The following is a 23,164-nucleotide window of genomic DNA, read 5'->3' as shown; positions in this document are numbered from 1 at the left end:
ACGCAATTGAGCAGCTGGTCGCGATAAGCGGCAGTACTTCGGATGACAGAGGTTGATCTTTGCATATTTGGTAGATCAGCAGAGAAATAGTGCAAAGGGCTGGGTTTCTTGTCGCTTAAGGTTTCGCCATTGCTAAGGTGAGTGCGGCGTAAGGGTCACCAGAGCAGTCGCGACCACAATTCGACGTGACAAGGCCCAGTTCAATCGCTCCCTCTAGGGATAGTTCGCCAGCTAGAATCGTGTCTAAGACTCGACGCGTCGTGTAGACAAAAGGAGCATCTTCAAACCTACCGGCGGACATTTTTGCGGCGGTTCGAGGCGGGGTTCGTGATATTGTCAAACCATTGGTACCTTGGACAATATCCAGCCAAGCGAACTCTCTCATCAGGAAGACATGCGCGCTACTGACGCCCGCGGATGGTAGCGATACGGTATTCAGCCGATCTTGCAGCGCATTGATCGTGAGGCCAGTTTTGTGCGCGCGCCACGCGTGCAGTGAAAGGCCCTCGGCTTTACTCCATTGTTGGTCCAGAAGGATACCGTTTTCATCGGCGTCCAGTATGGCCGTGTTTGCTGCCTTTGCTGCAGGGTTCTTGTGCAGAAAAAACGCGAACATAAACTCGCTGGCGCAGGCGTGCACGGCGCTGCTGCTTGCAAGCAACACACATAATCCAACGACGGAACCTATCAGTTTATCCTTCATACACCCTGTTCCCATCCATCCATGTCTCGCTCACTTTGATGTCGGAAATGGCAGTCGCATCTACGGCGCGGGGATCTTCTTCGAGGATCACCATATCCGCAAGCTTGCCTTCTTCGAGACTGCCGATCACATCCTCTGACTGACACTGCCACGCAGCGTTTATCGTGACAGAGCGGATTGCGGATTCCACGGATACACGCTCCTGCGGAGCGAGGATTGTCTGGGGTTCCTTCCAAAGGTCACGTGCAACGGCGACACGAATCTTGTGAAGGGTTCCAAACGGGGAAACTGGCGCGTCGCTATGGATCGAATAGATCAACCCCGCGACTTCAGCTGCTGCACACCGATCCAGGAGTTCGACCTTGCGGGGGCCGAACACATTATCGCGCATCGCATGGCCCCAGTAATGCACATGGTTGATCAGGAAACTGGGATGCACGCCTAACTCAACCATGCGCGCAATCTGATCGTCATGGAGGATTGACGCATGCTCGATGCGCGTTCGCCTGTCTGACATATCCAATCCGCTGCGGGTTGCGAACTCGACCGCATTCAATATCGAGTCGATTGCTGCATCTCCGTTACCGTGAATGGCAAGCTGCCATCCGGCTTGTGCGACTTCATTGACACGCAGGATCAAATCCTCGGGTTCCACATAGTTCAGCCCTACCGAGAGATCAGAGAAGTAAGGGGCGCGCTGGCGGCCCGTCAGGCCTTGGTTAGAGCCATCTGCAACGATCTTCCAACCGGGCACTCGGACAAAATCGTTGCCCCAATTGGGTTCGATGTCGCCAAGTTTGATTGCGCCAAGATCATAAATGAAAGACCGAACGCGCGCTTTCATCGATCCATCCGTATACTGATCGCGAATGGCTTCCAGTTCGGTTAGACCGGTCACGACACCTGCTGCCATATCCGTCAGCGTGGAAATGCCGTGCGGAACAGACATATCGCTGACGCGTGACACAGCGGGCCCGAAACCCGATCCGAGGATTTCCGTCACCTCTTCATTCATGAACAGGATCGGCAGGAAGGCAGCTTGTCCCAGCAGAACACCATTTAGCGATCCGTCTTCGTACCGACCAAACTCCGTTCCAGTTGGCGCTTCCGAGGCATTTGTATAACCGACAAGACCCAAGGCGACAGAATTCACGTAGGCAATATGTCCTGACGCGTTCAGAACAAAGGCTGGTCTGTCCGGTGCAATCTCGTCCAGCTCCTGTGTTGTCAGATCGCGACTGGGTTCAAGAAGGCTGGGATCAAATTGTCTCCCAACAAGCCACGCGCCCGGACCGGGAAGATTTGCCGCCGCCTGCCGCAAGCCGTTGACGGACTCCTCAAACGTTTCAAAAACAAACGGTCCGATGTCGACCGCGTCCGACAATGCGGCAAGCAGTGTCAGGTGCATATGGGGTTCGATAAAGCCCGGCAGCACCGTGCGGCCATCCAAATCGACCATTTCTGCGCCACTTCCTGCCAGCGCAGCCATATCTTCGTCGGAACCAACACCCAAAATCCGGTTGCCACGAACGGCCAGCGCGCTGTGCTGCGAAAAAGCTGCGTCTACAGGCAAGACGGTACCACCGCGGAAAATTACCGTGCGCTGCGCCTGCGCCCGCACAATCGCGGGGGTAGATAGCGAGAGCGAAGCGGCAAGGGTCGATTGCAAGAAGTCGCGGCGTTTCATCAATTCTTCCTCAACTATGGCACCTGATCGCCAGTGACCATTGGATCGCTATGGCCGAGTAGACGGCGCGGCCGTTGGTTAACTCGGCCACATTGAAGTGCAAAAATCCTTGCAGCGGGCCACAATGCGTTAAGGGTACACGCTTTCGATATACGGGCAAAAAGAAATGCGAAAAACGGCTGTGGCCCTTTTCCGCGTCAAAGCTGAATCATCGCCATCGTTTTCTCTGGCAGGGACTGCATTCAGTGTTGGGGATTTTATCTACACTGGCAGCCTGAAATATCAGCAGAGTGGCGTATTTTTTCATTCTGCAGCGGAATACAGTTAATCATAGACCTGAGGTGATCTGCCATGTGACACCCACCACTGCAGTTGCACGGCGACCGAGACAACAAAGCCTGGTTGCGACAACCACGAAATTTGGGGCAACCAATGTGGCCGACCTAAGACAGGGCTCAGACAGGAGTTACAGATGAGATCACTTATAATCGCGACTGTCTTGTCGATTGGTGCCAGTATCTCCCTTGCTGGCGAAGAGATGCTCTTCGTCCTTTGCTCCGGGGATATGCTACGCGTTGAACTCGTCGAGGACGAGCCGAGGCGGAGCTTCGTTCGTGTGTCGATGGCAGCAAGCATTGCCGATAGCGAAAGCAAAAGCGGCAATCTGTATGTCGAACAATCAGACGCGAGTGTAGAAGCCTATGAATTTGAGCCCGAGTTCAAGCCAAGCACCAAACTCAGGGCTCAACCATCTTGGTCAGGATCGGCACCGGGCGTTCATATCGCGATCATGCGGGCGGGTCAGTCTAGTAACGCGTTTATTCAGCTTGACGACGTAAGCCTAGCGGGAAATCTGCTCTGCACATGGTGATGTTGTGGGTTGGTTGGGAAGCCGTTTTGACATCGGTCTATCCAAAATCGAAACTAAGATTGGTTTTGACAGATTTGCACCGCTGCTCTCAGAATTGCTAGTCCGCTATTGGAGCAATATGATCATACAGATGAAAAACTTGGGTCACTTCCTAATAGTATGTTTGTTGATTGCCAGCGCGGTACCGTCCATCGCTCAGGTACTCGAACACCCCCTGCGCCCACCAAAAACAGGAAACCCACAAGCTACGCTCCAATCGTTCGTTGATGCCATGGACGAGGTTTATGCGATCGCCACCGCGCCGGATGCGCGCGGTGCAGATACTGTCTTGCCGCTTTGGCGCGCCGCAGCGACCATCGATATGTCATCCTTTCCGCCCGAGATTCGCCGAAGTCAAGCGGTCGAAGTCGCGCTTTTGCTGGACGAAGTCATAGATCGGGTCGGATTACCGAATATGGAAGACGTACCGGCGCAAGAACTCGATCCACCGGGGAAGTGGCGTATCCCAAATACGCCGATCACCATCGTTTATGTCGAAAATGGCCCCCGCGCCGGCGAATACCTATTTTCGGCACAAACTGCCTTGAACATACGGGACTACTACGAAGCAGTCCGCGATTTGCCGTACATTAACGAGGCAACGCCCGGCTTATACACCGCCTATCTCACCACCCCGGGTTCTGGTATCGCGCTGAGGTGGAGCGAAGGCCTGCCCGATTGGAGCAAGCGCATCGCGTTTGAGCAAACGTACTGGCAATGGTTGGCGCTCGCGTTTGCGATCCTCGTTCTGGCGCTGGCCTTCATTCCGGCCCTCCGCCTGGCGCGCGCAACTGCGGTTGCGGACAAAGCCGAAGAACACCGAAAACGCCGTTCGCTTTTCCTAGCAGTTGCCGTGCTGCTCGCGTTTTCCATTGCAGTCAGTTGGTTTGTAAACGACCTCGTCAATCTAACCGGGGACATGCAAATCACGGTCGTCTACGCGCTTGCAGTTTTGCGCTACATCCTGATTGGATGGATTGGCATTGTCGCGATCAACGTTCTGGTGGATGTGTTTAGCCAGTGGAAAGGGTTGGAACCGAACTCAGCAGGTGCGCTTTTGCTGCGCGTCGCCAGTTGGATTCTCGTAGGACTGTATTTGTTTATCCTGGTCATTGCAGCTGCGCAACAATTTGGCTTTCCAGCCTACTCAGTTGTTACCGGATTGGGCGTAGGAGGTATTGCCATTGGGCTTGGAGCGCAGGCGCTGGTGCGCGATGTCTTGTCAGGGGTCTTTTTCCTTGTCGACGACGCTTTCCGCGAAGGAGAATATGTTGAGGTCGGCAAAGCCAAAGGAACCGTTGAGAAAATCTCGATCCGGTCCATGCAGCTACGCCACCATCTCGGCGCCGTGCACACGATCCCCTACGGAGAGATCAAACAGCTAACCAATTTCAGCCGTGATTGGGTCGTCGTACGCTTGCAGTTCACGGTGCCTTATGAGGTGGACCCAAAAGCAATCAAACGGATTTTCAAACAGATCGGTTCTGAAATGATGGAAGATCCAAATTACAGCGGAAAATTCATAGAACCCTTCAAGAGCCAGGGTGTCTTTGAAATCGATGATGTCGGTATGGTCGTCCGTGGCAAGTTCATGTCCAAGCCCGGCGAGCAACACGCCATTCGCGCTGAAATATACAACCGGGTCAAAACGGCATTCGAAAGGGAAGGTATCGATTTTGCAAGACGCGAAGTGCGCGTTGCCATTCTAGACCGAGACGAAGATGAAGAGCAGAGTGACGATGGCCTCAGAGCACCGACGGCAGCGGCAGGGATTACTTCTACCACCGCGAGCTAATCTCAAACATGTCTAATGTCCTCACCGAGATCGCATTGTTTCCAAGCTGCAAAAAGGTTCTTGGATAGCCTTTTCAAGGACCATGGGCTTTGGACGTCAAACCGCTCATTCAACTTACCGAAACTATCTTGGCCACAACACTTCTGCAGCAAAAGGCAGACTCCTTCCCAATCGACGGGTACAGCGCGCAACACTTTAGTGCCTATGGGCCTGAAACCGACTTGCGGCGCTACGGCAGTCCGGTAGAGCAAAACTCTGAACAACGGCTTTGTCCGCTGACTGTAAGTTCGCCTGAACCCCGTGATCGCAGTCTCGCGGCGAATGTCCGGGGTTCTGTCGCAAACTTTGTTCCCACCTGTCAGGTCAAGCTTAGTTTTGGTAGCGCATGCTCCAAATTACAGGAGCAGACCGTGACAATCTCATTCAAGGGTGCACACTTTCCGAAAGAAGTGATCTTGTATGCTGTTTTCTTCTATCTCCGATACGGCGTGTCTTACCGGGATCTGGAAGAAATCATGGCTGAACGTGGCGTTGAACTGGATCACGCGACGCTGAACCGTTGGGTGAGTCGATATGCCGGTCTTGTAGCTGATGCTTCACGGTACAAAAAGCGCCCTGCCGACCGTTCATGGCGCATGGATGAGACCTATGTGAAGGTGAAGGGTGAGTGGGTTTATCTCTATCGCGCCATCGACAAACACGGAAAGACCCTTGATTTCATGCTATCCAAGCGCCGGAACAAAGCGACTGCGACTAAGTTCTTCGCTCGTGCGCTTGAGGCGAACGGATTGCCACGGAAAATTGTCATCGACAAAAGCGGTGCGAACACAGCTGGCATCAAAGCAATAAACAAGATGCTGAAAGGCTTAGGTTGTCCGGTACCGATTGAGATGGTCAGACGGAAATACCTCAACAACATCATTGAACAAGACCATCGCTTCATCAAGCGTCGGATCAGGCCAATGCTGGGTTTCAAGTCTTTCGATTCAGCTGCATCTGCCCTAGCCGGTATCGAACTGGTTAACATGATCCGCAAAGGTCAATTCACGCCCGGAGTCCGTCCGTTTCAACAATTTGTTCAACTGGCAGGATAATCAACCCACCTGCGCCATCTCCCCAGCCTTCAATGAAAATTGCGACAGAACCACCTCAACCTGTTCACCCAACGCGGCCTGGTCCGCGAAATCACCGGACAGGGCAGATACCGCTTCTGGGCCGCAGCAGTGTGAGGGGGGAAGCCAACTGACTTTCGGCATGGTTGGTTCGAGTCTTAGATCTGCGCTCTGAACTGACAAGCCTACTGGTGTGGGTCACCCAGCCGGAACCCTGGGAAACAGCTGGTTGTTGCATCAACTCTGACCCGGTTCTGATTATTGTGCTACTGGGGTATCCAAACATCCGAGGCACATTCAATTCGGAGAGAGGGCAAAAAGTTGCTAAACAAAGCAAATTTGTCCCTGGTTCCACACAGGCAACGATTTGAGATTTGTTGCGACAAGAAACTGGGGCAATTTCTGCGCCGGAACGTTTTAGTGATGGCGCGCGCCTCCTGATGTTTCGCGAACTTTCAACGTCGCGGAGTACTCAAGATGCCGGACCGGGAGATTTGGTGTTCGCATTCGGTCCAGCAGGATCTCGGCCAATCGCGTGCCCAGCATTTTGGGATTGAGCGCCATCGTGGTCAGGCCAGGGGTTGAGATACCGGCCTCCTCAATGTCATCGAAACCCACGACGGAAAAATCATGTCCCGGCGTTAACCCGGATCGGATCAATCCAAGGCAGGCTCCAAGCGCGACAACATCGCCATTGCACACGATGCTAGTCACCTCAGGATGCTGCTTGCGGAGTGCTGCTATAGAGTCAAAGCCAGCACGCTTGTTCTCGTCACAGGGCCAAATAACTGGCTGCGCGCCATCCAACTGCTTAAGAGCGTCTAGATATCCTGCTATACGCTCTTCACGCACTGATGTTTGCTCGGTACCGCCAAAATAGGCAATGTGCCTGTGCCCTAAATCGATCAAATGCTGTGTTGCCCGAGTGAGAGCTTCGGTGTTTAGAACGCCTACATAGTCAAGAGACTTCGACACCTTTCTCATGAAGGTGACAGTGGGTACGTTATGAGCCTTTATGAGCTCCAGTGATTCTTCCTGTGTGTCGAGCGCCGGAACCCAGATCAATCCGCCGCGGCCAAATCGAATACATGCCTCCATGAGGCGGTCTTGGCGTTGAAGATCCCCTTGCGCATCGAGGATTGAGACCATGAAACCTTCACTTTCAAGAAGGTCTACGGCGCTGCTCACAACTTCTGAATTAAATGGGTTCGCCAGTTTATTCAGCATAAAGCCGACTTCGCGATTTTCACCGGATCGCATGGTAGCCGCCGCGTGATTTGGAACGTAACGAAGTCGTTTCGCTGCGCTCAGAACTTTCTGACGCGTCTGTTCTGAAATTCGACCCGTGTTGCGCATGACCTGACTAACGGTGGGAACCGACACGCCCGCTTCTTTGGCAACGCTAGATAGGGTGGGCTTTTTTATCATGATGACTGCAGTTTCCAGGTATAACGTTCTTCTTAATTTGCAGGTGACTCTGATTACTTCAAGTAAATTATGAAAAAAGCGAAAAGGCCTCGGGCTTGACTCGTGATATAACGATGTATCATATTGTCGATATTCGCCATTGGCTAACCCAAGTTCTTCGGCGAGGGAGGGAGGTTGCCAGGTTTCGGTCAACCTCAGGCATAACGGAGGAAAACATGTCTATTCATTCGAAACTGGCGGGTGCCGTATCCGGTGTTGCCATGCTTGTCGGCGCCGCTGCCGTACAAGCGGAAACTCTGTTCTGGTCTACGCAGGCCCGACCTGCCGAAGAAGCGCAGGCGATGCGGACCGAAGTCCTCGGCGGCTTTGATCGCGAGGTTGATTACCAGCCGAACGAAGATGGGCCGTGGCTGACACGTCTGCAAGCCGAACTGCAAGCTGGTTCTGGCAGCATTGACTTGCTGGGCTCATTGCATGGTAACTTCTCGGCGATGAATCCCGAAGACCTAGTGGATCTCGGTGATTTGGGCGTCATGTCGTCCTCAGACACTTTTAACGATCTTGCCAAGCTGGGAACTGACAGCCTTCATTACATGCCCTGGATGCAAGCAAGCTATATCATGGCCGCGAACACTGAAGCGCTGCAGTACCTGCCTGAAGGCGCGGATATCAGTGCACTGACCTATGACCAGTTGATCGCATGGGCGGCGAATGTGGAAGAAGCGACTGGTCAGAAGAAATTCGGCTTTCCTGCAGGCCCCAAGGGTCTGAAACACCGCTTCTTCCAGGGATACCTCTACCCGTCCTACACTGACGGTGTTGTCCGCACGTTTGCATCGCCGGAGGCAGTGACGGCGTGGGAGAAATTCAAAGAGCTGTGGAGCCACACAAACCCTGCATCGACCAACTTCTCTTTCATGCAGGAACAACTGTTGAACGGCGATGCCTGGATCGTTTTCGATCACACCTCGCGCTTGGCGCAAGCCTTCAACGAGCGCCCTGACGACTTCGTTGCCTTCCCGGCACCTGCGGGTCCGACTGGTCGCGGTTTCATGCCTGTTCTGGCAGGTGTTGCCATCCCGCGTACTGCACCGGACGCCGAAGGCGCGAAAGCTCTGGTGACATATCTGATGCAGCCCGAAACACAAATTGCGACGCTAAAGGCCACAAACTTCTTCCCCGTGGTTGACGTTGAATTGCCCGACGACCTGCCACCTTCGGTAAAGGCGGCTGGTGAAGCAGTTGCCACAATGAGCGGATCGGCAGACGCCAATCCTGGACTATTGCCTGCAGGCCTGGGCAGCATGGGTGGTGATTTCAACCGCGTCTATGTGGACACGTTCGAGCGCATTGTTTTGGCGGGGCAACCCATCGAGCAGGTTCTGGAAGATCAAAAGAAGCAGCTTGAAAAGATCATGAACGAAACTGGCGCTCCTTGCTGGGCTCCTGATGCGCCTTCAGACGGCCCATGTCCCGTCGAATAAACCCAAACAAGCAATTGGGCCGTTTTGACGGCGGCCCATTTCCCAGCATTTTAAAATTTCAAAGGAGCGGTCCGATGGAAGCGCGGCTATTGCCATACTTTCTGATCCTCCCGGTGACCCTGTTTCTCTGTCTGTTTTTCCTCTACCCGTTTGTGCTGGTCGCGCAGGAGGCGTTTGGAACGGAGAACGGTTTCTCACTGGATAACTTTCGCGAGGTTGTGAGCTACTGGAAGTTCCCGATCTCGATGAAGAATACATTCCTTCTGGCCGCAGCTGTAGTGCCGATCCAGCTGGCACTGTCCCTTCTGATGGCCACGATGGTCACGAAGATGCAAAAGGGCCGCGATTTGGTTCTGTACATTTGGACCATTCCGCTTGGCATCTCTGACCTTGCTGCCGGTATCATCTGGCTGGCGATCTTCGAGCAATCGGGTTTCCTGAACTCGATGATGGTGGGACTTGGTGTCACGGACCAACCTGTGAGTTTACTTAGTTATCAAACCCCGTGGATCGTGTTCCTGGCGATTATGCTGGCCGAGATTTGGCGCGCGACCGCGATCATGCTCGTGATACTGGTGGCGGGCATCGGTCTGATCCCTAAAGAATACTATGAGGCCGCCGATGTGTTTGGTGCCTCTCGCTGGAAGCAATTCACCCGGATCACCCTGCCAATGTTGCGTCCATCGTTGCAAACAGCATTGATCCTGCGCGTCATTCTGGCTTTCGAAGTCTTTGCTGTGGTCGCGGCGCTCGGTGGCACGCTCTTCCCGGTGCTTATGGGCGAAATCTACGCTTATCAGTTTGACCTGCAAAATGGCGGAGCAGCTGCCGCACTAGCAATCATCGTTCTGATTATCTCGATCGTCTTTACTCTGCTCATCATGCGCGCACTGCGTGTCCCGAAAGGAGCAACGATATGACCGCTGTAGCTGATGTTGTAGCCCCTGATGCCCGCAAGGCGGGCAGGGGGGTCTACCGGGCCGGAGTGATCTTGCTGTGTGCTTGGGTAATTGTTCCCCTCTACCTTTTGTTCGTGAACACAATGTCTTCACCGGAAACGGTGAACAGCTTCCCGAAGAGCTTCTTTCCGGAGTTCAATATGGGATCCATAAACTTCTTCATGGGGTTCCAGGGAATGCTGATGGCTCTGTGGAACTCGGTTGTGGTTGCTGTGCTGACGATGGTGATGTCAATCACCATCGGAGCGCCGGCAGGCTACGCCCTCTCTCGGTTTGAATTCCGCGGGAAAGAGCTGTTCAGGTTGCTGATCTTGCTGACGCGGGCTTTCCCGCTTCCGCTTCTGGCGCTTCCCCTTGCAGTTCTCTTTATACGCACAGGGTTGGATGACACGGCCTTTGGCCTGTCTCTTGTGCACACGACCCTGGCGATTCCTTTCGCGGTTCTGATTACCTTCTCGCTCTTCTCGGGCATTCCGCTGGAGTTGGAGGAAGCTGCCTGGACTTTGGGCTGCACGCGTCTGACTGCATTTACCAAGGTGATCCTGCCACTGGTGTTGCCGGGTATCACGGCCTCGGCGATCTTTGCCTTCGTGATTTCGTGGAACGAGGTATTCGCGGCTGCCGTGCTGACCATCGAGAACCGGACGCTTCCCGCGTTCCTGTTGCAGACCCTTGGCGAAGCACCGCTGCACCTGAAATTCGCAGGCGGCTTCATCCTCGTGGTGCCTGCGCTGATCTTCATCTTCGCTGTGCGTAAATATCTCTTTGCCATGTGGGGCATTGCCAACCGCTGAGCGGTGGCTGAAAGGAAACTGTTATGGCTGAAATACAGATCAAGAACGTCGCCAAGAACTTTGGATCTTACCAAGCTCTTCACGACATCAACCTGACCATCGCAGACCAAGAGTTCATGGTCCTTCTTGGGGCCTCGGGCTGTGGTAAGTCTACGCTTTTGCGTATCATCGCTGGTCTTGAGACGGCCACAACCGGCGAAGTCTGGATCGGCGGGCGCCGCGTGGATCACCTGTCGCCCAAAGATCGCGGCATTTCGATGGTGTTCCAGAACTATGCGGTCTTTCCGCACCTGACAGTGTTCGAGAACATTGGCTTTGGTCTGCGGATGCAAAAATTGCCCGATGACGAAGTTAAGCGTCGGGTCGAGCGCACCGCGGGGCTGATGCATATCGAGCAGCTCTTGACGCGCTATTCGGGCGAGCTGTCAGGCGGACAACGCCAGCGTGTAGCAGTTGCCCGGGCGTTGGCGATGGAGCCTGATGTGATCCTGATGGACGAACCGCTATCTAACCTGGACGCACTGTTGCGGATGGAAATGCGGGCTGAGCTAAAGGGCGTTTTGGCCGAAAGCAAAACCACCGCCATCTATGTGACCCACGACCAGGTCGAAGCCATGTCCATGGCCGACCGGATCAGCGTCATGCATCAGGGCAAAATCGTTCAGGCAGCCTCGCCCATCGAGGTTTACAGGGATCCAGCGGCCGAGTTTGTGGCCAGTTTCATTGGCAATCCACCGATGAATTTCCTCCCCGCTGAAGCTGCGGGCTCCGGTCGCTGGACAGTGGCAGGACAGAACTTTGACGGACCGGCAAGTGGCAAAGATCTGAAGTGGGCCATTCGCCCGGAAGATCTGCGCGTTGCTGATGCGGGCTTTGGTGCGCGCGCTAAGGTCGTTGAGCCTTTGGGCGCACATTTGCTGGTGACTTGTGATGTCGACGGACACCAGTTCCGCGCTGTTCTGGACAGTGAGCTCAGCGTAAAACCTGGCGACGTACTGACGCTGGCGCCCCAAGAGGGCAGGGGACGCTGGTTTGACTCGGAAACCACTCTGGCCGTCGCCTAAAGGAGAAGCAGGATGAGCCAAGCGCTGATTGATCAGGCCCGCGGCATCATGGAAGGGAATGACCGGGGCGGCTATACAGTGCCCACCCACGGCCTCTATCCCTTCCAATGGAACTGGGACAGCGCTCTGTCCGCACTTGGCTTTTCGCATTTTGACATGGACCGAGCCTGGATCGAAGTCGAGACACTTATGGCGCATCAGTGGGATGACGGTATGGTGCCCCATATCATTTTCCACGAACCTGACGACGGGTATTTCCCCGGACCTGACGTCTGGCAAACCGGCCAAGTTGTGCCCACGACCGGCATAACCCAGCCGGCGGTCGCGGGCTTGGCATTACGCAAGCTTTACGGTCGTTCTGATGACAATGCAGTCGCACGTGCCCGTCTGGCCAAGCTCTTACCCAAAGTCCATGCATGGCATCAGTGGTTTTATCGAAACCGGGATCCCGAAGGCACTGGTCTGGTGGCGATCATCCACCCATGGGAGTCTGGTCGGGACAATTCTATAGATTGGGACGAAGGGTTAGAGGCTGTGCCAACAGAGGGTGTAACCCCTTTCATGCGACGCGATACGACACATGCCAATCCCGATCATCGCCCAACGGATGATCAGTACCAAAGGTATATCTGGTTGGTTGAGCACTTCCGCGAATTGGGATGGGACAACGCGAAACTCCACGACGCTTCACCTTTCCGACTGGTTGATCCGGGCTTTAACGCCATCCTGATACGGTCCTGCGACGATGTCGCGGATTTGGCAGACATCTTGGGAATTCCGTCGATGGCTTCTGAAGCCCGTAAAATGGCTGCCAAGGGTCGCGCATCGCTGGAAAACCTATGGAATCCAATGCTTGGGCAATACTCGTGTTACAACCGCGCCGCGAGGAGCTTGCAGGACACGCCAACGGTTGGTGGCTTACTTGCGGCAATTGCACGCGTGCCTAACGGGCGCGCTGAAGCGCTCGCGCAAAGGATCAACTTGTTGGCCGAGCGATGTGGTTATCTGGTGCCCAGTCACGACCCGGCTGACGACGCCTTTGACAGCAAACGCTATTGGCGTGGACCGACATGGTTGGTCGTGAACTATATGATTGCAGAGGGTCTGAACTTGTCGGGGCAGAACGCTATTGCGCAACGCATTCTGGCTGACAGCTTGCGCCTCATCAAGAAAAGCGGCTTTGCGGAATACTATGATCCTGTCAGCGGCGAGCCATGTGGTGGCGAAAACTTTACTTGGACGGCCGCAATGGTAATCGAAATCCTTAAGGTTCAAAAAGTGCCCGCATGAAACGTTCACGCATCAACGAGATTATGGCGCACGCGAACGACGTAATTCGCTCTCACGGTTTCACTTTGCCACCTTTCGCCTATTGGACACCCGAGGAGTTCAAGGCGAGTGAAAGTGATGCCCGGCACGTGATCGACGCGCGTTGAGGCTGGGATATCACCGATTACGGTGACGGTGATTTTGATAGGATGGGCCTGTTTCTTTTCACGCTGCGCAACGGTTTACAGAGTGATTTGGCCAAGGGTGGAGGCATGTGCTATGCCGAGAAGCTGTTGATTTCACGGCAGGATCAGTTGTCGCCCATGCATACGCATGTTCTAAAGGCTGAAGATATCATCAACCGCGGCGGCGCAACCCTGGTCGTTGAACTCTTCGGCTCTGATGACGCGGGTCGGTTTGCAGAAGACCGCGGCGGAGTAGTTTGGTTGGACGGCATCCGCCACAGCTTTGGTCCGGGTGAGAAACTGCGCCTGGCGCCCGGTGAAAGCGTCACTTTACGGCCCGGTGATTGGCACGCGTTCTGAACCATGCGCCTCCTGGGCATTGTCGTTGGTTTTTGCAACACTCAATCGATTGACCCTCAGGCTGAAGCATATGATTGACACATGCACCGCTTCTTATGCAATTTGCGATTCCCAATTGAGTTGGAAGATAACGTGAAGCCAGAGCAGCTTGGAATGGCCAGCCATGTAATTGGCACGTTTAAGAAGGAGTCCGCAGACCTTTCGCGTGTCTCTCGGATTACGGTACATCTATCTGAGGCTGGAATAAGCAGGCTGAGCCACGCCATGATTGAGGCAATGCGGATGGTTCTGTTGCAAATTTCTTCGAAGATTACATGGATGGAGTTGGCGATCCGATTATTGCGCGCCTTTGAAGGAGATCATGAGCTGGCTTTCAACTGGTGAATTCGGTTGGCCGGCCACCGCCTAACCTGCACAGCTCCAATGGTCAAAAGTTTGCAACAAAACCTATGACACTGTGTACTGCATACAGAAGTACACTGCGTGTAAAACCACGTCCTCAGGGAATGGGCAGCCTATTAATGTAATCAAGCCAAAAACTACCAGAGGACTATGTGCTAAAAAACAAACGTCATAACCCGCGTGCTTGTCAATTGTAGCTTAAAGCTTGCGACACATCTCTGCCGCCTAAGTTCACTGCGATCGCCAAGCCAACTTGCTGCGTTCACAACTTTCCAAAAAGCCGTCTCTAACGACCCATCCAACCGCCATCAACGACCAGGATTTCACCGTTAACATAGTCCGAGGCAGCAGAGGCAAGGAAGACGGCAGGTCCGGCGAAATCGCGAGGTGTGCCCCACCGGCCCTGCGGTATACGTTCCAGGATGGATTTTGCTCTGACCGCATCTTCTTGCAGGGCCTTCGTGTTGTCGGTTGCGATATATCCAGGGGCAATGGCGTTGACGTTCAAACCTTTCGGAGCCCATTCGTTCGCCAACGCCTTGGTCAATTGCCCAATTCCCCCCTTGGAGGCAGCATAGCCGGGAACCGTAATTCCACCCTGAAACGTCAAGAGCGAAGCTGTGAAGATGATCTTTCCTGACCCACGATCAATCATGCCCTTTCCGATCTCGCGGGACAGGATGAACTGAGCGGACAGATTGACCTCGATCACTTCGTCCCACCATTCGTCCGGATGTTCGGCTGCAGGTTTGCGTCTTATGGTGCCTGCGTTGTTGACCAGTATGTCCGGTTGATGGCCGTCCGCATTCAATTCAGATGCAAAGGCCATCACAGCGTTACGATCCGAGAAGTCACACCGATATCTTGAAAACTCGCGGCCCCGACTACGTACGGCTTGCTCTACCTCACTATCCGCTGGCAGGGTTGCAGAAACACCAATGATATCGGCGCCGGCCTCAGCCAGAGCTTCGGCTATCCCGCGACCAATGCCGCGTTTGCATCCGGTTACCAGCGCCGTCTTACCGGCGAGATCAAAGTCTTTCAGTATGCTCATTGCCTCTCTCCGACCTTGATCAGACTTTTCATCGCAGTGGGGCTGCGATCAAGAGCTTCGAACGCAGACTGGATGTCGCTCAATGGTGCGACATCAGTTATGAGCGTTTCGGCGTCTACCCCGCCTGACGCAATGATCGATATGGCCTTCTCATAGTCTTCGGGTTCGTAGACTCGTGCGCCGATCAGCTTTAGTTCGCGCCAGAAGAACTGAAACATGTCAATCTGCGGCTTCTGCGCATGGATTGCCACCATAACGATACGTGCACGCGTGGCAGCAACCGCTGTCATGGCATCAACGCCCGCTTGGGTGCCGGAAACTTCGAACACCACGTCGGCGCCTTTTCCGCCTGTCCATGAATTGCTCTTTGTAACCAGATCGACCACTGTCGGGTTCAGTGTCTCGAAACCCAGTTTTTCGGCAATCATCAGACGGTTCGGGTTGACCTCGAAAATCACCACCCGCCCGCCTGCATCCCGAGCTGTCATGGCGACCAGAACACCGATAGGCCCGCCGCCAATGACCACGACATCTTCACCGGGCAAAAGACCTGACATGCGCACATCGTGGCAAGCGACGGCCACGGGTTCAATGAGTGCTGCATGATCAAGGCGCAGATTGGCCGGAAGCACGTGAATTGTGTGTGACGGTACGACCCAAAGCTCCTGCATTGCACCGTCAGTATCCAAGCCCAGAAACTTCAGGTTGTGGCAGATATGCTTGTGTCCGGCCTTGCATGCAGGACAGTCGCCACAGTGATCCAGGGGCCGAACCACAACGTTCTGGCCTAGCAGACCTGACGAAACGCCCGCTCCCACCGCTTCTACAACGCCGGACATTTCGTGCCCAATAACGCGGTTCTTGCCAACGCGGGCATCCATGTTGCCGTGATAGACGTGCATGTCGGTCCCGCAGATTCCGCAATACGCGATGCGGATACGAACCTCGTCGGGGCCAGGCTCCGCAGGTTTTGATTGTTCGACAGCGAATGTCCGGTCACCACGGTAATATGCGGCTCTGATGGGTTCAGCACTCATTTTTGATGCCCTCATGTGCAGCTTGCAGTTTTGCCCAGTCGAACGTCACGCCAATGCCAGGCGTCGAGGGTGCCACGGCCAAGTGTTCCTCAACCAATAGCGGGCGGTTCGTATATTCGTCGATCGGGAAGGAATGGACTTCTATCCAGCCAGCATTTGGTTGCGCGGATACCAGGCTGACATGCAGTTCCTGCATGCCATGCGAGCATACTGGGATACCGTAGGCCTGGCTGAGCTTCGCAACTTTCATCCAGCCTGTGATTCCGCCGCAGTTTGAAGCATCGGGCTGGATGAAGCTCAACCTGGCGTCCTCAAACGCGTATTCAAACTCGTGGATCGTATGGAGATTCTCACCCATCGCCAGTGGAACGCCCGTGACCTCGGCGATGCGGCCGAACCCCTTGTAGTTATCAGGGATAATTGGCTCCTCGAACCATGTAATATCATAAGGTTTGAATGCTTCGGCAGCGACTATGGCTTCGTCCACGGTCATCGAATAGTTCGCATCGACCATGAAAGTGATGTCTGGCCCGATAAGTTGGCGCACAGCTTCAACGCGGGATACATCCTCGGCCAGAGTTGGTTGGCCGACCTTGATCTTAACGCCATTGAACCCCCTCTCCAAGTAAGTGCGAATGCTGTCCAGCAGCTTTGGAAGCGGGAAGTTCAGATCGATGCCTCCCGCATAGGCCCGGCACCGGTCCGAGGTCCCTCCGGCCATTTGCCACAGAGCCTGGCCCGTTCGTTTGCCACGAAGATCCCAGAGCGCGATGTCAATTGCAGAGATCGCGAATGATGCGATGCCGCCGCGCGCGACATAGTGAACATGCCACTGCATTGCCTCGTAGAGTTCCTCGACACGGGTGGCATCCCACCCGATCAGGAACGGTGCCAGATCGAACTTGATCATCGCGGCAATCGCACGCCCGCCTCTTCCGCCCGTATAGGTGTACCCGGTTCCCTCGGACCCATCCTTCAGGCGCACAGTTACACAGATCAGTTCGAAATGCGTGTGATCGCCGTGTTTGGCGTCGGTCAATACTTCGGCCAAGGGCACTTCGAACAACCGAACCCGGGAATTGACAATCTGATAGTCGGCGTGGGAAGCGTTCATAGAATTCTCTTTTGGTACGACCAAACTGAAGCTACGTAACCAATTGTCGGAATTTTTGTCAAGTTTATTGCGCTTCTCTGGGTTTTTATCGTACAAAAGCATGACGCCTATTAAGCGTCGATGGACCAGGGCCGTGCAGGCGGCCCTAAGCCCGGGAATATTCAGGAGTACCAGGATGGCCGAACAAGAAGCAGCAGGCAGGGCAGCCGATCAGGTCGTCCGTGAAATCGAAAATCGTGTGCATTCGGGCCACCTGGCCGATGGCGAACCACTTCCGCCGGAACGCAACCTGATGGAAGAATTCGGTATATCTCGCACGGTAGTTCGCGAAGCCGTTCGTGTACTGTCTTCGCGCGGATTGATCGAGGCCAGGCCGCGCCATCGTCCAGTTGTACGCAAGCCCAGTTTTGATACGGCGGTTGACGCAATCAGCGGGATTGTGACCCATCTTCTGACTGAACCCGGCGGCGTCAAAAACCTGTTCGATTCCCGCGTCATGATCGAAGTGTCTCTTGCCCGGCAAGCTGCTGTTTTGGCCAGCAAGGATGACCTGGCCAATCTGAAAACCGCGCTCGACGCGAATGGTTCGGCCATCGATGACAGCCAGCTCTTTTACGCGACAGATATGGCGTTTCACAGGGTTCTGTACGAGATCCCCAGAAACCCGGTACTGCCTGCAATCCACAAGGCATTTGTGGCCTGGCTGGAGCCGCAGTGGTCACAAATGCCTCGCCTGCCCGATCGCAATCGAGAAAACTTTCGCGCCCACACTGCCATCCTGGAGGGCATCATGATGCGTGATCCAGACGCCGCCGAAACTGCAATGTCCGCACATCTCAAAAATGCCTGGAACCAGGTCTCTTCGACTTTCGAGGATCTATAATTGCGCCAGTCTAAACGCCCGCTGCGCCGCATTGCGTGCATCGGAGAAGTGATGATCGAACTGATAGCCGGCAAGGACAACGCTGCAACGCTGGGCGTTGCCGGGGATACGTATAACACAGCTGTCTATTTGGCAAGACAACTGCGCGGCGATGCCGCCTCTGTGTCATACGTCACCGCCTTGGGCATTGATCCATATTCTGACCGCATTCTCACGGCAATGCGTTCACACGGGCTCGACACTGACTTTGTCGAGCGGCGGGAAAGTCAGATGCCGGGGCTCTATGCAATAGAAACCGACGAGATGGGCGAACGCAGTTTCTACTATTGGCGCTCTGCCGCAGCGGCTCGCAGCCTGTTTCAAAATCCATGTCACGTAACGCTGGACAGCCTTGATCAGTTCGATCTCATCTTCCTGACTGGTATTTCGATGGCAATCCTACCTCAGCGCATTCGAAATGAGATCATCGATTGGTCAGATGACTTCCGCAAGAATGGTGGAACTCTGGTTTATGACAGCAATTACCGAGCGCGCCTGTGGGAATCCACCAATGTGGCGCGACAGGTCAATGACGCGATGTGGGCGCGCGCTGATATCGCGCTGCCTTCGGCCGATGATGAAATGTCCCTTTTTGGGGACGCCAGCTCACTGGACGTCCTAAAGCGTTTGAAAACCACTGGAGTGTCACGAGGTGCCCTGAAGCGCGGGGCAGAAGGCCCGGTGGACCTGAGTTCAGGCAATACGCCAGATGGTTTAAGTAGCGTGGTAAAAGTCGTTGACAGCACGGCTGCTGGTGACAGTTTCAACGCAGGCTATATCGCAGCGATTGTGCAAGGCTATGGCGATCTGGACGCCGCGCGCGCGGGCCATAATCTTGCCAGTCAAGTTATTCAGCACCCCGGCGCGATTATTCCGGACGCGGCTTGATTAATCGGTCGCCCTCAACGTTCCTGCCGTTTCTCTGTTTTGGTTTCGTTTAGTATTTTTGGTAGACCGTGCGTTTCTGCAAATAACCTTCGATCCCATATACGCCGTCCTCACCGCCCACACCGCTCAGCTTGTGGCCGTTATGGTAGCCCTGAATGTAGCCGATGATTCCGGAATTCAGAAATATCGTTCCGGTTTCAAGGCGCTGTATGGCGTCCATGTAGACAGACGGATTCTGGGTCCACAAATAGGCGGACAGTCCGTCGGGTCGGTCATTGGCAATTGAAAGCGCTTCTTCGTAATCGGCCACTTGCACGATTGGCAGAACCGGCCCGAAGATTTCTTCGCGCACTGCAGCGGTGTCGGGTGATGCTTTGATCAATACGGTGGGTTCGTACCAATTGCCTTTCGCGTATGCCTCACCCTCGGGCCGCTTTCCACCGGCGGCAATCTCGGCCCCACCCGCAACCGAGTCGGCAACGATCTTTTCCACCCGCTCCAGTGCATCCGGAGTTGTAATTGGCCCCATTCCGCCATTTGTCATTGGGTCACCCACCTTGATCTTGGCAACATGGGCAAGCAGCTTCTCGGTGAACTCTGCAGCGATTGGCTCTTCGACCAGAACGGACTCCGAACAAATGCACACTTGCCCTGCATTGGCAAAACGGGCAATCGCACAGGCTTCTGCTGCAGCATCAATATCCGCATCCTTGAGCACGATGAAGGGTGCGCTGCCCCCCAGCTCAAGCGAGAGTGCAGTGATATTCTTGGCTGATGCCTGCGCCACCGCCTGCCCCGCCCGGATCGAGCCTGTCAAGGTGATCAGCCGCACAATCGGGCTTTCAACCAGCGGCGCACCGACCTCAGCGCCAGTACCCGTGACCATGTTAATGACCCCCGGTGGAAGACCTGCTTCTTCGACGATCCGGCAGAACACCGAAGCCGTTACCGGCGTTGCTTCATGCGGTTTCAGGATCATTGAGTTGCCCGTCACCAATGCAGGCCCGGCTTTGCGTCCGATCAATGCGAGCGGATAGTTATAGGCACAAAGACCCAGAGTTACACCGTAGGGCACTTTGTAGATGAAGAGTTGTTCACGCGGGTTATCAGACGGGAAAATATCACCCCGCAAGCGCCGCGCCGCTTCGGCGGAATATGTCATATAGCGAATGGTGTCGGTGACCTCTCCGGCAGCCTCGGCGCGCGTCTTGCCCTGTTCCTTGACCAACAGCTCTTCCAATAGGGTCCGTTCACGCTCGATACCCTCGGCGATCTTGTATATGTAGGCGGCACGTTCAATTGGCGGCAGCTGCGCCCAATCCTTCTGAGCTCGCGCGGAGCTTTCCAACGTGCGGTTGACCTCTTCTTTTGTACAGGCTGGCACTTCGGCCCAAACCTCGCCGGTTGCCGGATTACGCACGTCCATGCGGGCACCGTTGGCCGCTTCGACCCATTCATTGTCGATGAAGCATTTGTAGAACACGGCGGTTCTCCCCTTTTTTCGATTAGTGCGGCTGACCGGCACCTGCCATATCTGCAAGCATCTGGTCTTTCTCGAAGTCCGGGTACACGTATTCCGACACACTGCGCCCCTGATAGAGCGTCAGGACCCGGTCCGCCAACATGATGACCTCATCGATCTCGTATGACAGAATCAGGATTCCGACGCCGCGTTCGGCCAGATCTTCGATTATCCGGTAAATGTCAGCCTTGGCATGCACATCGATGCCACGAGTGGGCTCCAACAGGATCAACAATTCAAGGTCTTCATCCAACCAACGCGAAAAACAGATCTTCTGCTTGTTTCCGCCTGACAAGAAACGAATTTCCTGCTCGGGAGACGATGTTTTAGTCGAGGTATCCTGGATTGCTTTTTCCACCACCCTATCAATGTAGGCGCCGTCGATGATCCCCCCTCGGACAGACTTTTCGAGAAACGGCAAAGCGATATTGTCCCGCACGGACAAAGGCGGCAGAATGCCGTTCTTGTCTCGGTTCTCGGTCACTAACCCCATACCTTCACGCACTGCAGCGGACGGTCCGCGCCCGGGTCTGAGCGGTTGTCCCTTGTAATGGATCGAACCCTGATAGTCGCCGTCCAGTCCGAAGATGGCCTTGGCCAATTCTGGCGCCCCACAACCGCGCAACCCGGTCATAACCACGATTTCGCCCGGTCGGACCTCTAGCGAAACTTGATCATAGGATCCCGCTTTGCAAAGCGCCTGCACGGACAGTAGCGGTTGGCCATTGATTTCCTTGTGCGGTTTGACGAAATGCTCCAATTCTTCGCCGGTCATTGAATGTATAACGGCGTCTTCGGTTGTATCCGAAGTACGCTCCGACAGGACGATGACTCCATCTCGCATGACCGTAACCTGTTCAGCGATCGAGAAAATCTCTGGCATATGGTGCGAGATGTAGATGATCGCGATACCTTCGGCCTTCATCCGGCCGATGAACTCGAACAAGCGGTCCTTGTCTTCTTCGGACAGGGCAGATGTAGGTTCGTCCATCACGATCAGCCAGCTATCGGACATCAGCGCGCGGATGATCTCGACGATCTGCTTTTCACCTGAATTCAGATCGCGTACGGGTCTGTTCGGGTTCAGCGACAGTCCGAAACGGTCCAGTTGTTTCTTGACCTGTCGCGCCATCTCGCGCTTGTCGAGAAACGGAGTACCACCCCGCTTCAATTCGCGACCAAGAAAGATATTACCTGCCACGGTCAGTTCGTTGATCAGTGACAGTTCCTGATGGATCATCGAAATCCCTGCATTGCCGGCGTCGGCAGGAGCATTTATTTCAATCGGACGCCCGTTGTGTTCGATCACGCCCTCATCTTTGTGATAGACACCGCCGAGCACCTTCATCAACGTGGATTTCCCGGCTCCGTTCAGCCCGACCAGGGCGTGAACTTCGCCCGAAATGCACGAAAAATCGACGTTGTCGAGCGCACGATTTTCAAAGAAGCTCTTGCCGATGCCCTTCATATCGATCCGGTTTTTCATGCCGATTTACCCCGCTGCGTATAGGTGTCCAGCAGCACGACGCCCAAAAGGATCATGCCTTTGATCAGGCTTTGCAGGTACGGGTTGGTTCCGGTGAGGACGAGACCGTTGATGATAATACCGTAAAGCAGCACGCCGAGAATTGTACCCAACAGCATTCCTCGGCCACCGAACAGCGACGTGCCACCCAGGATAACAGCCGTAATCGCATCAAATTCCAAGTACAGACCGGCCCAGGGTTGACCCGACGAAACCCGCCCCACGGTAATAATGGCGGACAGCCCGGCCAGTGCTCCTGACAGTACATATACCCAGACTAGTGTCCGCTCGGGGCGGCGACCCAGAACAAAGGCGGTCGCAAAGTTCGAACCCGCCGCATAAACGTCTCGACCAAAGGTTGTCTTGTACAGAACTATGGACAGCGCCACAAACACAAGCGCGACAAACGGAATGACGACCGGCATGTTGCCCCAGCTGACACCGCCCAACCACAAAAACGTCGGATTCGAGACATTGATCGAGTTGGCATCATAGATCACCAGCGCCAAACCGCGCGCCAATGCAAATGTCGCCAGAGTCACCATAAAGGCCGATAATTTTAACCGCCCAATGAAGACACCGTTTACTGCGCCGATAGCCATGCCAGCAAGAATAGCGGCGCCAAATCCAATCAACGCGCTACCGGTCGTGGTCAAGGCAATAACGCCAACCCCGCCAGCGAAGGCAACGTTTGAACCGACGCTGAGGTCGATACCCCCTGTCAACATGACAAACGTCATGCCCATCGAGAGCAGGAACAGGACCGCGATCGACCGTAACAGAATGCCGATGTTCGCCAGCGAATAGAAGTTTTCGTTGGCAAGACTGAACCCGACCGAGGCAATCACGATCAGCCCGATCAGAACCAAATACCGTAGGGTCAGACCGTCGAGGCTCTTTTTGGTGCTTGATACAGGAGCCATAGTTGTACTTGTCATCTTTTGTGTTTC

Annotated in this window: 20 protein-coding genes and 1 pseudogene; 12 read left to right on the top strand and 9 right to left on the bottom strand. The window is 54.6% G+C overall.

Features of this window, described 5'->3' with window-relative positions; all coding sequences use genetic code 11:
• Positions 1-115 precede the first annotated feature (115 nt).
• Together AC2TDJ_RS13700 and AC2TDJ_RS13695 are read right to left on the bottom strand one after the other, a co-directional pair.
• Positions 116-703 carry a hypothetical protein gene (locus AC2TDJ_RS13700; RefSeq protein WP_480842993.1) on the bottom strand — a complete coding sequence of 196 codons (588 nt, stop codon included), beginning with the start codon at positions 701-703 and terminating at the stop codon, positions 116-118.
• On the bottom strand, positions 693-2,390 hold the full coding sequence (locus tag AC2TDJ_RS13695; protein WP_480842992.1) for an amidohydrolase: 1,698 nt from the start codon (positions 2,388-2,390) through the stop codon (positions 693-695). Before AC2TDJ_RS13695 ends, AC2TDJ_RS13700 begins: the two co-directional genes overlap by 11 nt.
• Positions 2,391-2,862: 472 nt before the next feature.
• On the opposite strand from AC2TDJ_RS13695, the gene AC2TDJ_RS13690 reads away from it, so the two are divergent.
• From AC2TDJ_RS13690 to AC2TDJ_RS13680, 3 genes are all read left to right on the top strand, one after another.
• Complete coding sequence (locus tag AC2TDJ_RS13690; protein WP_480842991.1) at positions 2,863-3,261, top strand: hypothetical protein; 399 nt, start codon at positions 2,863-2,865, stop codon at positions 3,259-3,261.
• Positions 3,262-3,274: 13 nt separating this feature from the next.
• Positions 3,275-5,095 carry a mechanosensitive ion channel family protein gene (locus tag AC2TDJ_RS13685; protein WP_480842990.1) on the top strand — a complete coding sequence of 607 codons (1,821 nt, stop codon included), beginning with the start codon at positions 3,275-3,277 and terminating at the stop codon, positions 5,093-5,095.
• A 410-nt stretch (positions 5,096-5,505) separates the two neighbouring features.
• Positions 5,506-6,189, top strand: coding sequence for an IS6 family transposase (locus AC2TDJ_RS13680; RefSeq protein ID WP_480843039.1), 684 nt, complete (start codon positions 5,506-5,508; stop codon positions 6,187-6,189).
• Positions 6,190-6,624: 435 nt separating this feature from the next.
• Here AC2TDJ_RS13680 and AC2TDJ_RS13675 read toward each other — a convergent pair whose 3' ends face one another.
• Positions 6,625-7,827 carry a LacI family DNA-binding transcriptional regulator gene (locus tag AC2TDJ_RS13675; RefSeq protein ID WP_480842989.1) on the bottom strand — a complete coding sequence of 401 codons (1,203 nt, stop codon included), beginning with the start codon at positions 7,825-7,827 and terminating at the stop codon, positions 6,625-6,627.
• Positions 7,828-7,850: 23 nt separating this feature from the next.
• Between AC2TDJ_RS13675 and AC2TDJ_RS13670 the strand changes: the two genes are divergently transcribed.
• The 7 genes and pseudogenes from AC2TDJ_RS13670 (at position 7,851) to AC2TDJ_RS13640 (ending at position 14,134) form a co-directional block, all read left to right on the top strand.
• Positions 7,851-9,119: an ABC transporter substrate-binding protein gene (locus AC2TDJ_RS13670; protein WP_480842988.1), complete on the top strand. Its 1,269-nt coding sequence runs from the start codon at positions 7,851-7,853 to the stop codon at positions 9,117-9,119.
• Between the two features lie 74 nt (positions 9,120-9,193).
• Positions 9,194-10,039, top strand: coding sequence for a carbohydrate ABC transporter permease (locus tag AC2TDJ_RS13665; protein WP_480842987.1), 846 nt, complete (start codon positions 9,194-9,196; stop codon positions 10,037-10,039).
• On the top strand, positions 10,036-10,872 hold the full coding sequence (locus AC2TDJ_RS13660) for a carbohydrate ABC transporter permease (RefSeq protein WP_480842986.1): 837 nt from the start codon (positions 10,036-10,038) through the stop codon (positions 10,870-10,872). Before AC2TDJ_RS13665 ends, AC2TDJ_RS13660 begins: the two co-directional genes overlap by 4 nt.
• Before the next feature lie 23 nt (positions 10,873-10,895).
• A complete protein-coding gene (locus AC2TDJ_RS13655) occupies positions 10,896-11,936 on the top strand; it encodes an ABC transporter ATP-binding protein (RefSeq protein WP_480842985.1) in 1,041 nt (346 codons plus the stop codon).
• A gap of 12 nt (positions 11,937-11,948) precedes the next feature.
• Positions 11,949-13,226 (top strand): amylo-alpha-1,6-glucosidase, encoded by a 1,278-nt coding sequence (locus AC2TDJ_RS13650; RefSeq protein WP_480842984.1) that lies wholly within the window; start codon positions 11,949-11,951, stop codon positions 13,224-13,226.
• Positions 13,223-13,747: pseudogene (locus tag AC2TDJ_RS13645) on the top strand (D-lyxose/D-mannose family sugar isomerase); the annotation flags it as partial. The gene AC2TDJ_RS13650 and the pseudogene AC2TDJ_RS13645, both read left to right, overlap by 4 nt.
• 84 nt (positions 13,748-13,831) lie before the next feature.
• A complete protein-coding gene (locus AC2TDJ_RS13640) occupies positions 13,832-14,134 on the top strand; it encodes a hypothetical protein (RefSeq protein WP_480842983.1) in 303 nt (100 codons plus the stop codon).
• Between the two features lie 304 nt (positions 14,135-14,438).
• Here the strand turns inward: AC2TDJ_RS13640 and AC2TDJ_RS13635 are convergent, their stop codons facing one another.
• The 3 genes from AC2TDJ_RS13635 to AC2TDJ_RS13625 are packed head-to-tail and all read right to left on the bottom strand — an operon-like array spanning position 14,439 to position 17,357.
• The gene (locus tag AC2TDJ_RS13635; protein ID WP_480843038.1) at positions 14,439-15,200 is read right to left on the bottom strand and encodes an SDR family oxidoreductase; all 762 of its coding nucleotides are present in this window, start codon (positions 15,198-15,200) and stop codon (positions 14,439-14,441) included.
• A gap of 2 nt (positions 15,201-15,202) precedes the next feature.
• On the bottom strand, positions 15,203-16,243 hold the full coding sequence (locus AC2TDJ_RS13630; protein WP_480842982.1) for a zinc-dependent alcohol dehydrogenase: 1,041 nt from the start codon (positions 16,241-16,243) through the stop codon (positions 15,203-15,205).
• Positions 16,233-17,357, bottom strand: a complete 1,125-nt coding sequence (locus AC2TDJ_RS13625; RefSeq protein ID WP_480842981.1) for a mandelate racemase/muconate lactonizing enzyme family protein — start codon at positions 17,355-17,357, stop codon at positions 16,233-16,235. Before AC2TDJ_RS13625 ends, AC2TDJ_RS13630 begins: the two co-directional genes overlap by 11 nt.
• 175 nt (positions 17,358-17,532) lie before the next feature.
• Here AC2TDJ_RS13625 and AC2TDJ_RS13620 point away from each other — a divergent pair, with 175 nt between their 5' ends.
• The gene (locus AC2TDJ_RS13620; RefSeq protein ID WP_480842980.1) at positions 17,533-18,240 is read left to right on the top strand and encodes an FCD domain-containing protein; all 708 of its coding nucleotides are present in this window, start codon (positions 17,533-17,535) and stop codon (positions 18,238-18,240) included.
• On the top strand, positions 18,241-19,167 hold the full coding sequence (locus AC2TDJ_RS13615; RefSeq protein ID WP_480842979.1) for a sugar kinase: 927 nt from the start codon (positions 18,241-18,243) through the stop codon (positions 19,165-19,167).
• A gap of 49 nt (positions 19,168-19,216) precedes the next feature.
• Here AC2TDJ_RS13615 and AC2TDJ_RS13610 read toward each other — a convergent pair whose 3' ends face one another.
• Genes AC2TDJ_RS13610 through AC2TDJ_RS13600 form a run of 3 tightly spaced genes read right to left on the bottom strand, consistent with a single transcriptional unit; the run spans position 19,217 to position 23,152 of the window.
• Positions 19,217-20,650 carry an aldehyde dehydrogenase family protein gene (locus tag AC2TDJ_RS13610; protein WP_480842978.1) on the bottom strand — a complete coding sequence of 478 codons (1,434 nt, stop codon included), beginning with the start codon at positions 20,648-20,650 and terminating at the stop codon, positions 19,217-19,219.
• Positions 20,651-20,672: 22 nt separating this feature from the next.
• A complete protein-coding gene (locus tag AC2TDJ_RS13605; protein WP_480842977.1) occupies positions 20,673-22,175 on the bottom strand; it encodes a sugar ABC transporter ATP-binding protein in 1,503 nt (500 codons plus the stop codon).
• The gene (locus AC2TDJ_RS13600; RefSeq protein WP_480842976.1) at positions 22,172-23,152 is read right to left on the bottom strand and encodes an ABC transporter permease; all 981 of its coding nucleotides are present in this window, start codon (positions 23,150-23,152) and stop codon (positions 22,172-22,174) included. Before AC2TDJ_RS13600 ends, AC2TDJ_RS13605 begins: the two co-directional genes overlap by 4 nt.
• Positions 23,153-23,164 lie beyond the last annotated feature (12 nt).

It is taken from the genome of Ruegeria sp. HKCCD6647-2 (assembly GCF_057221075.1).
Note: the sequence above shows the minus strand (reverse complement) of the source record. Positions and strands in the feature narration are given on the sequence as shown.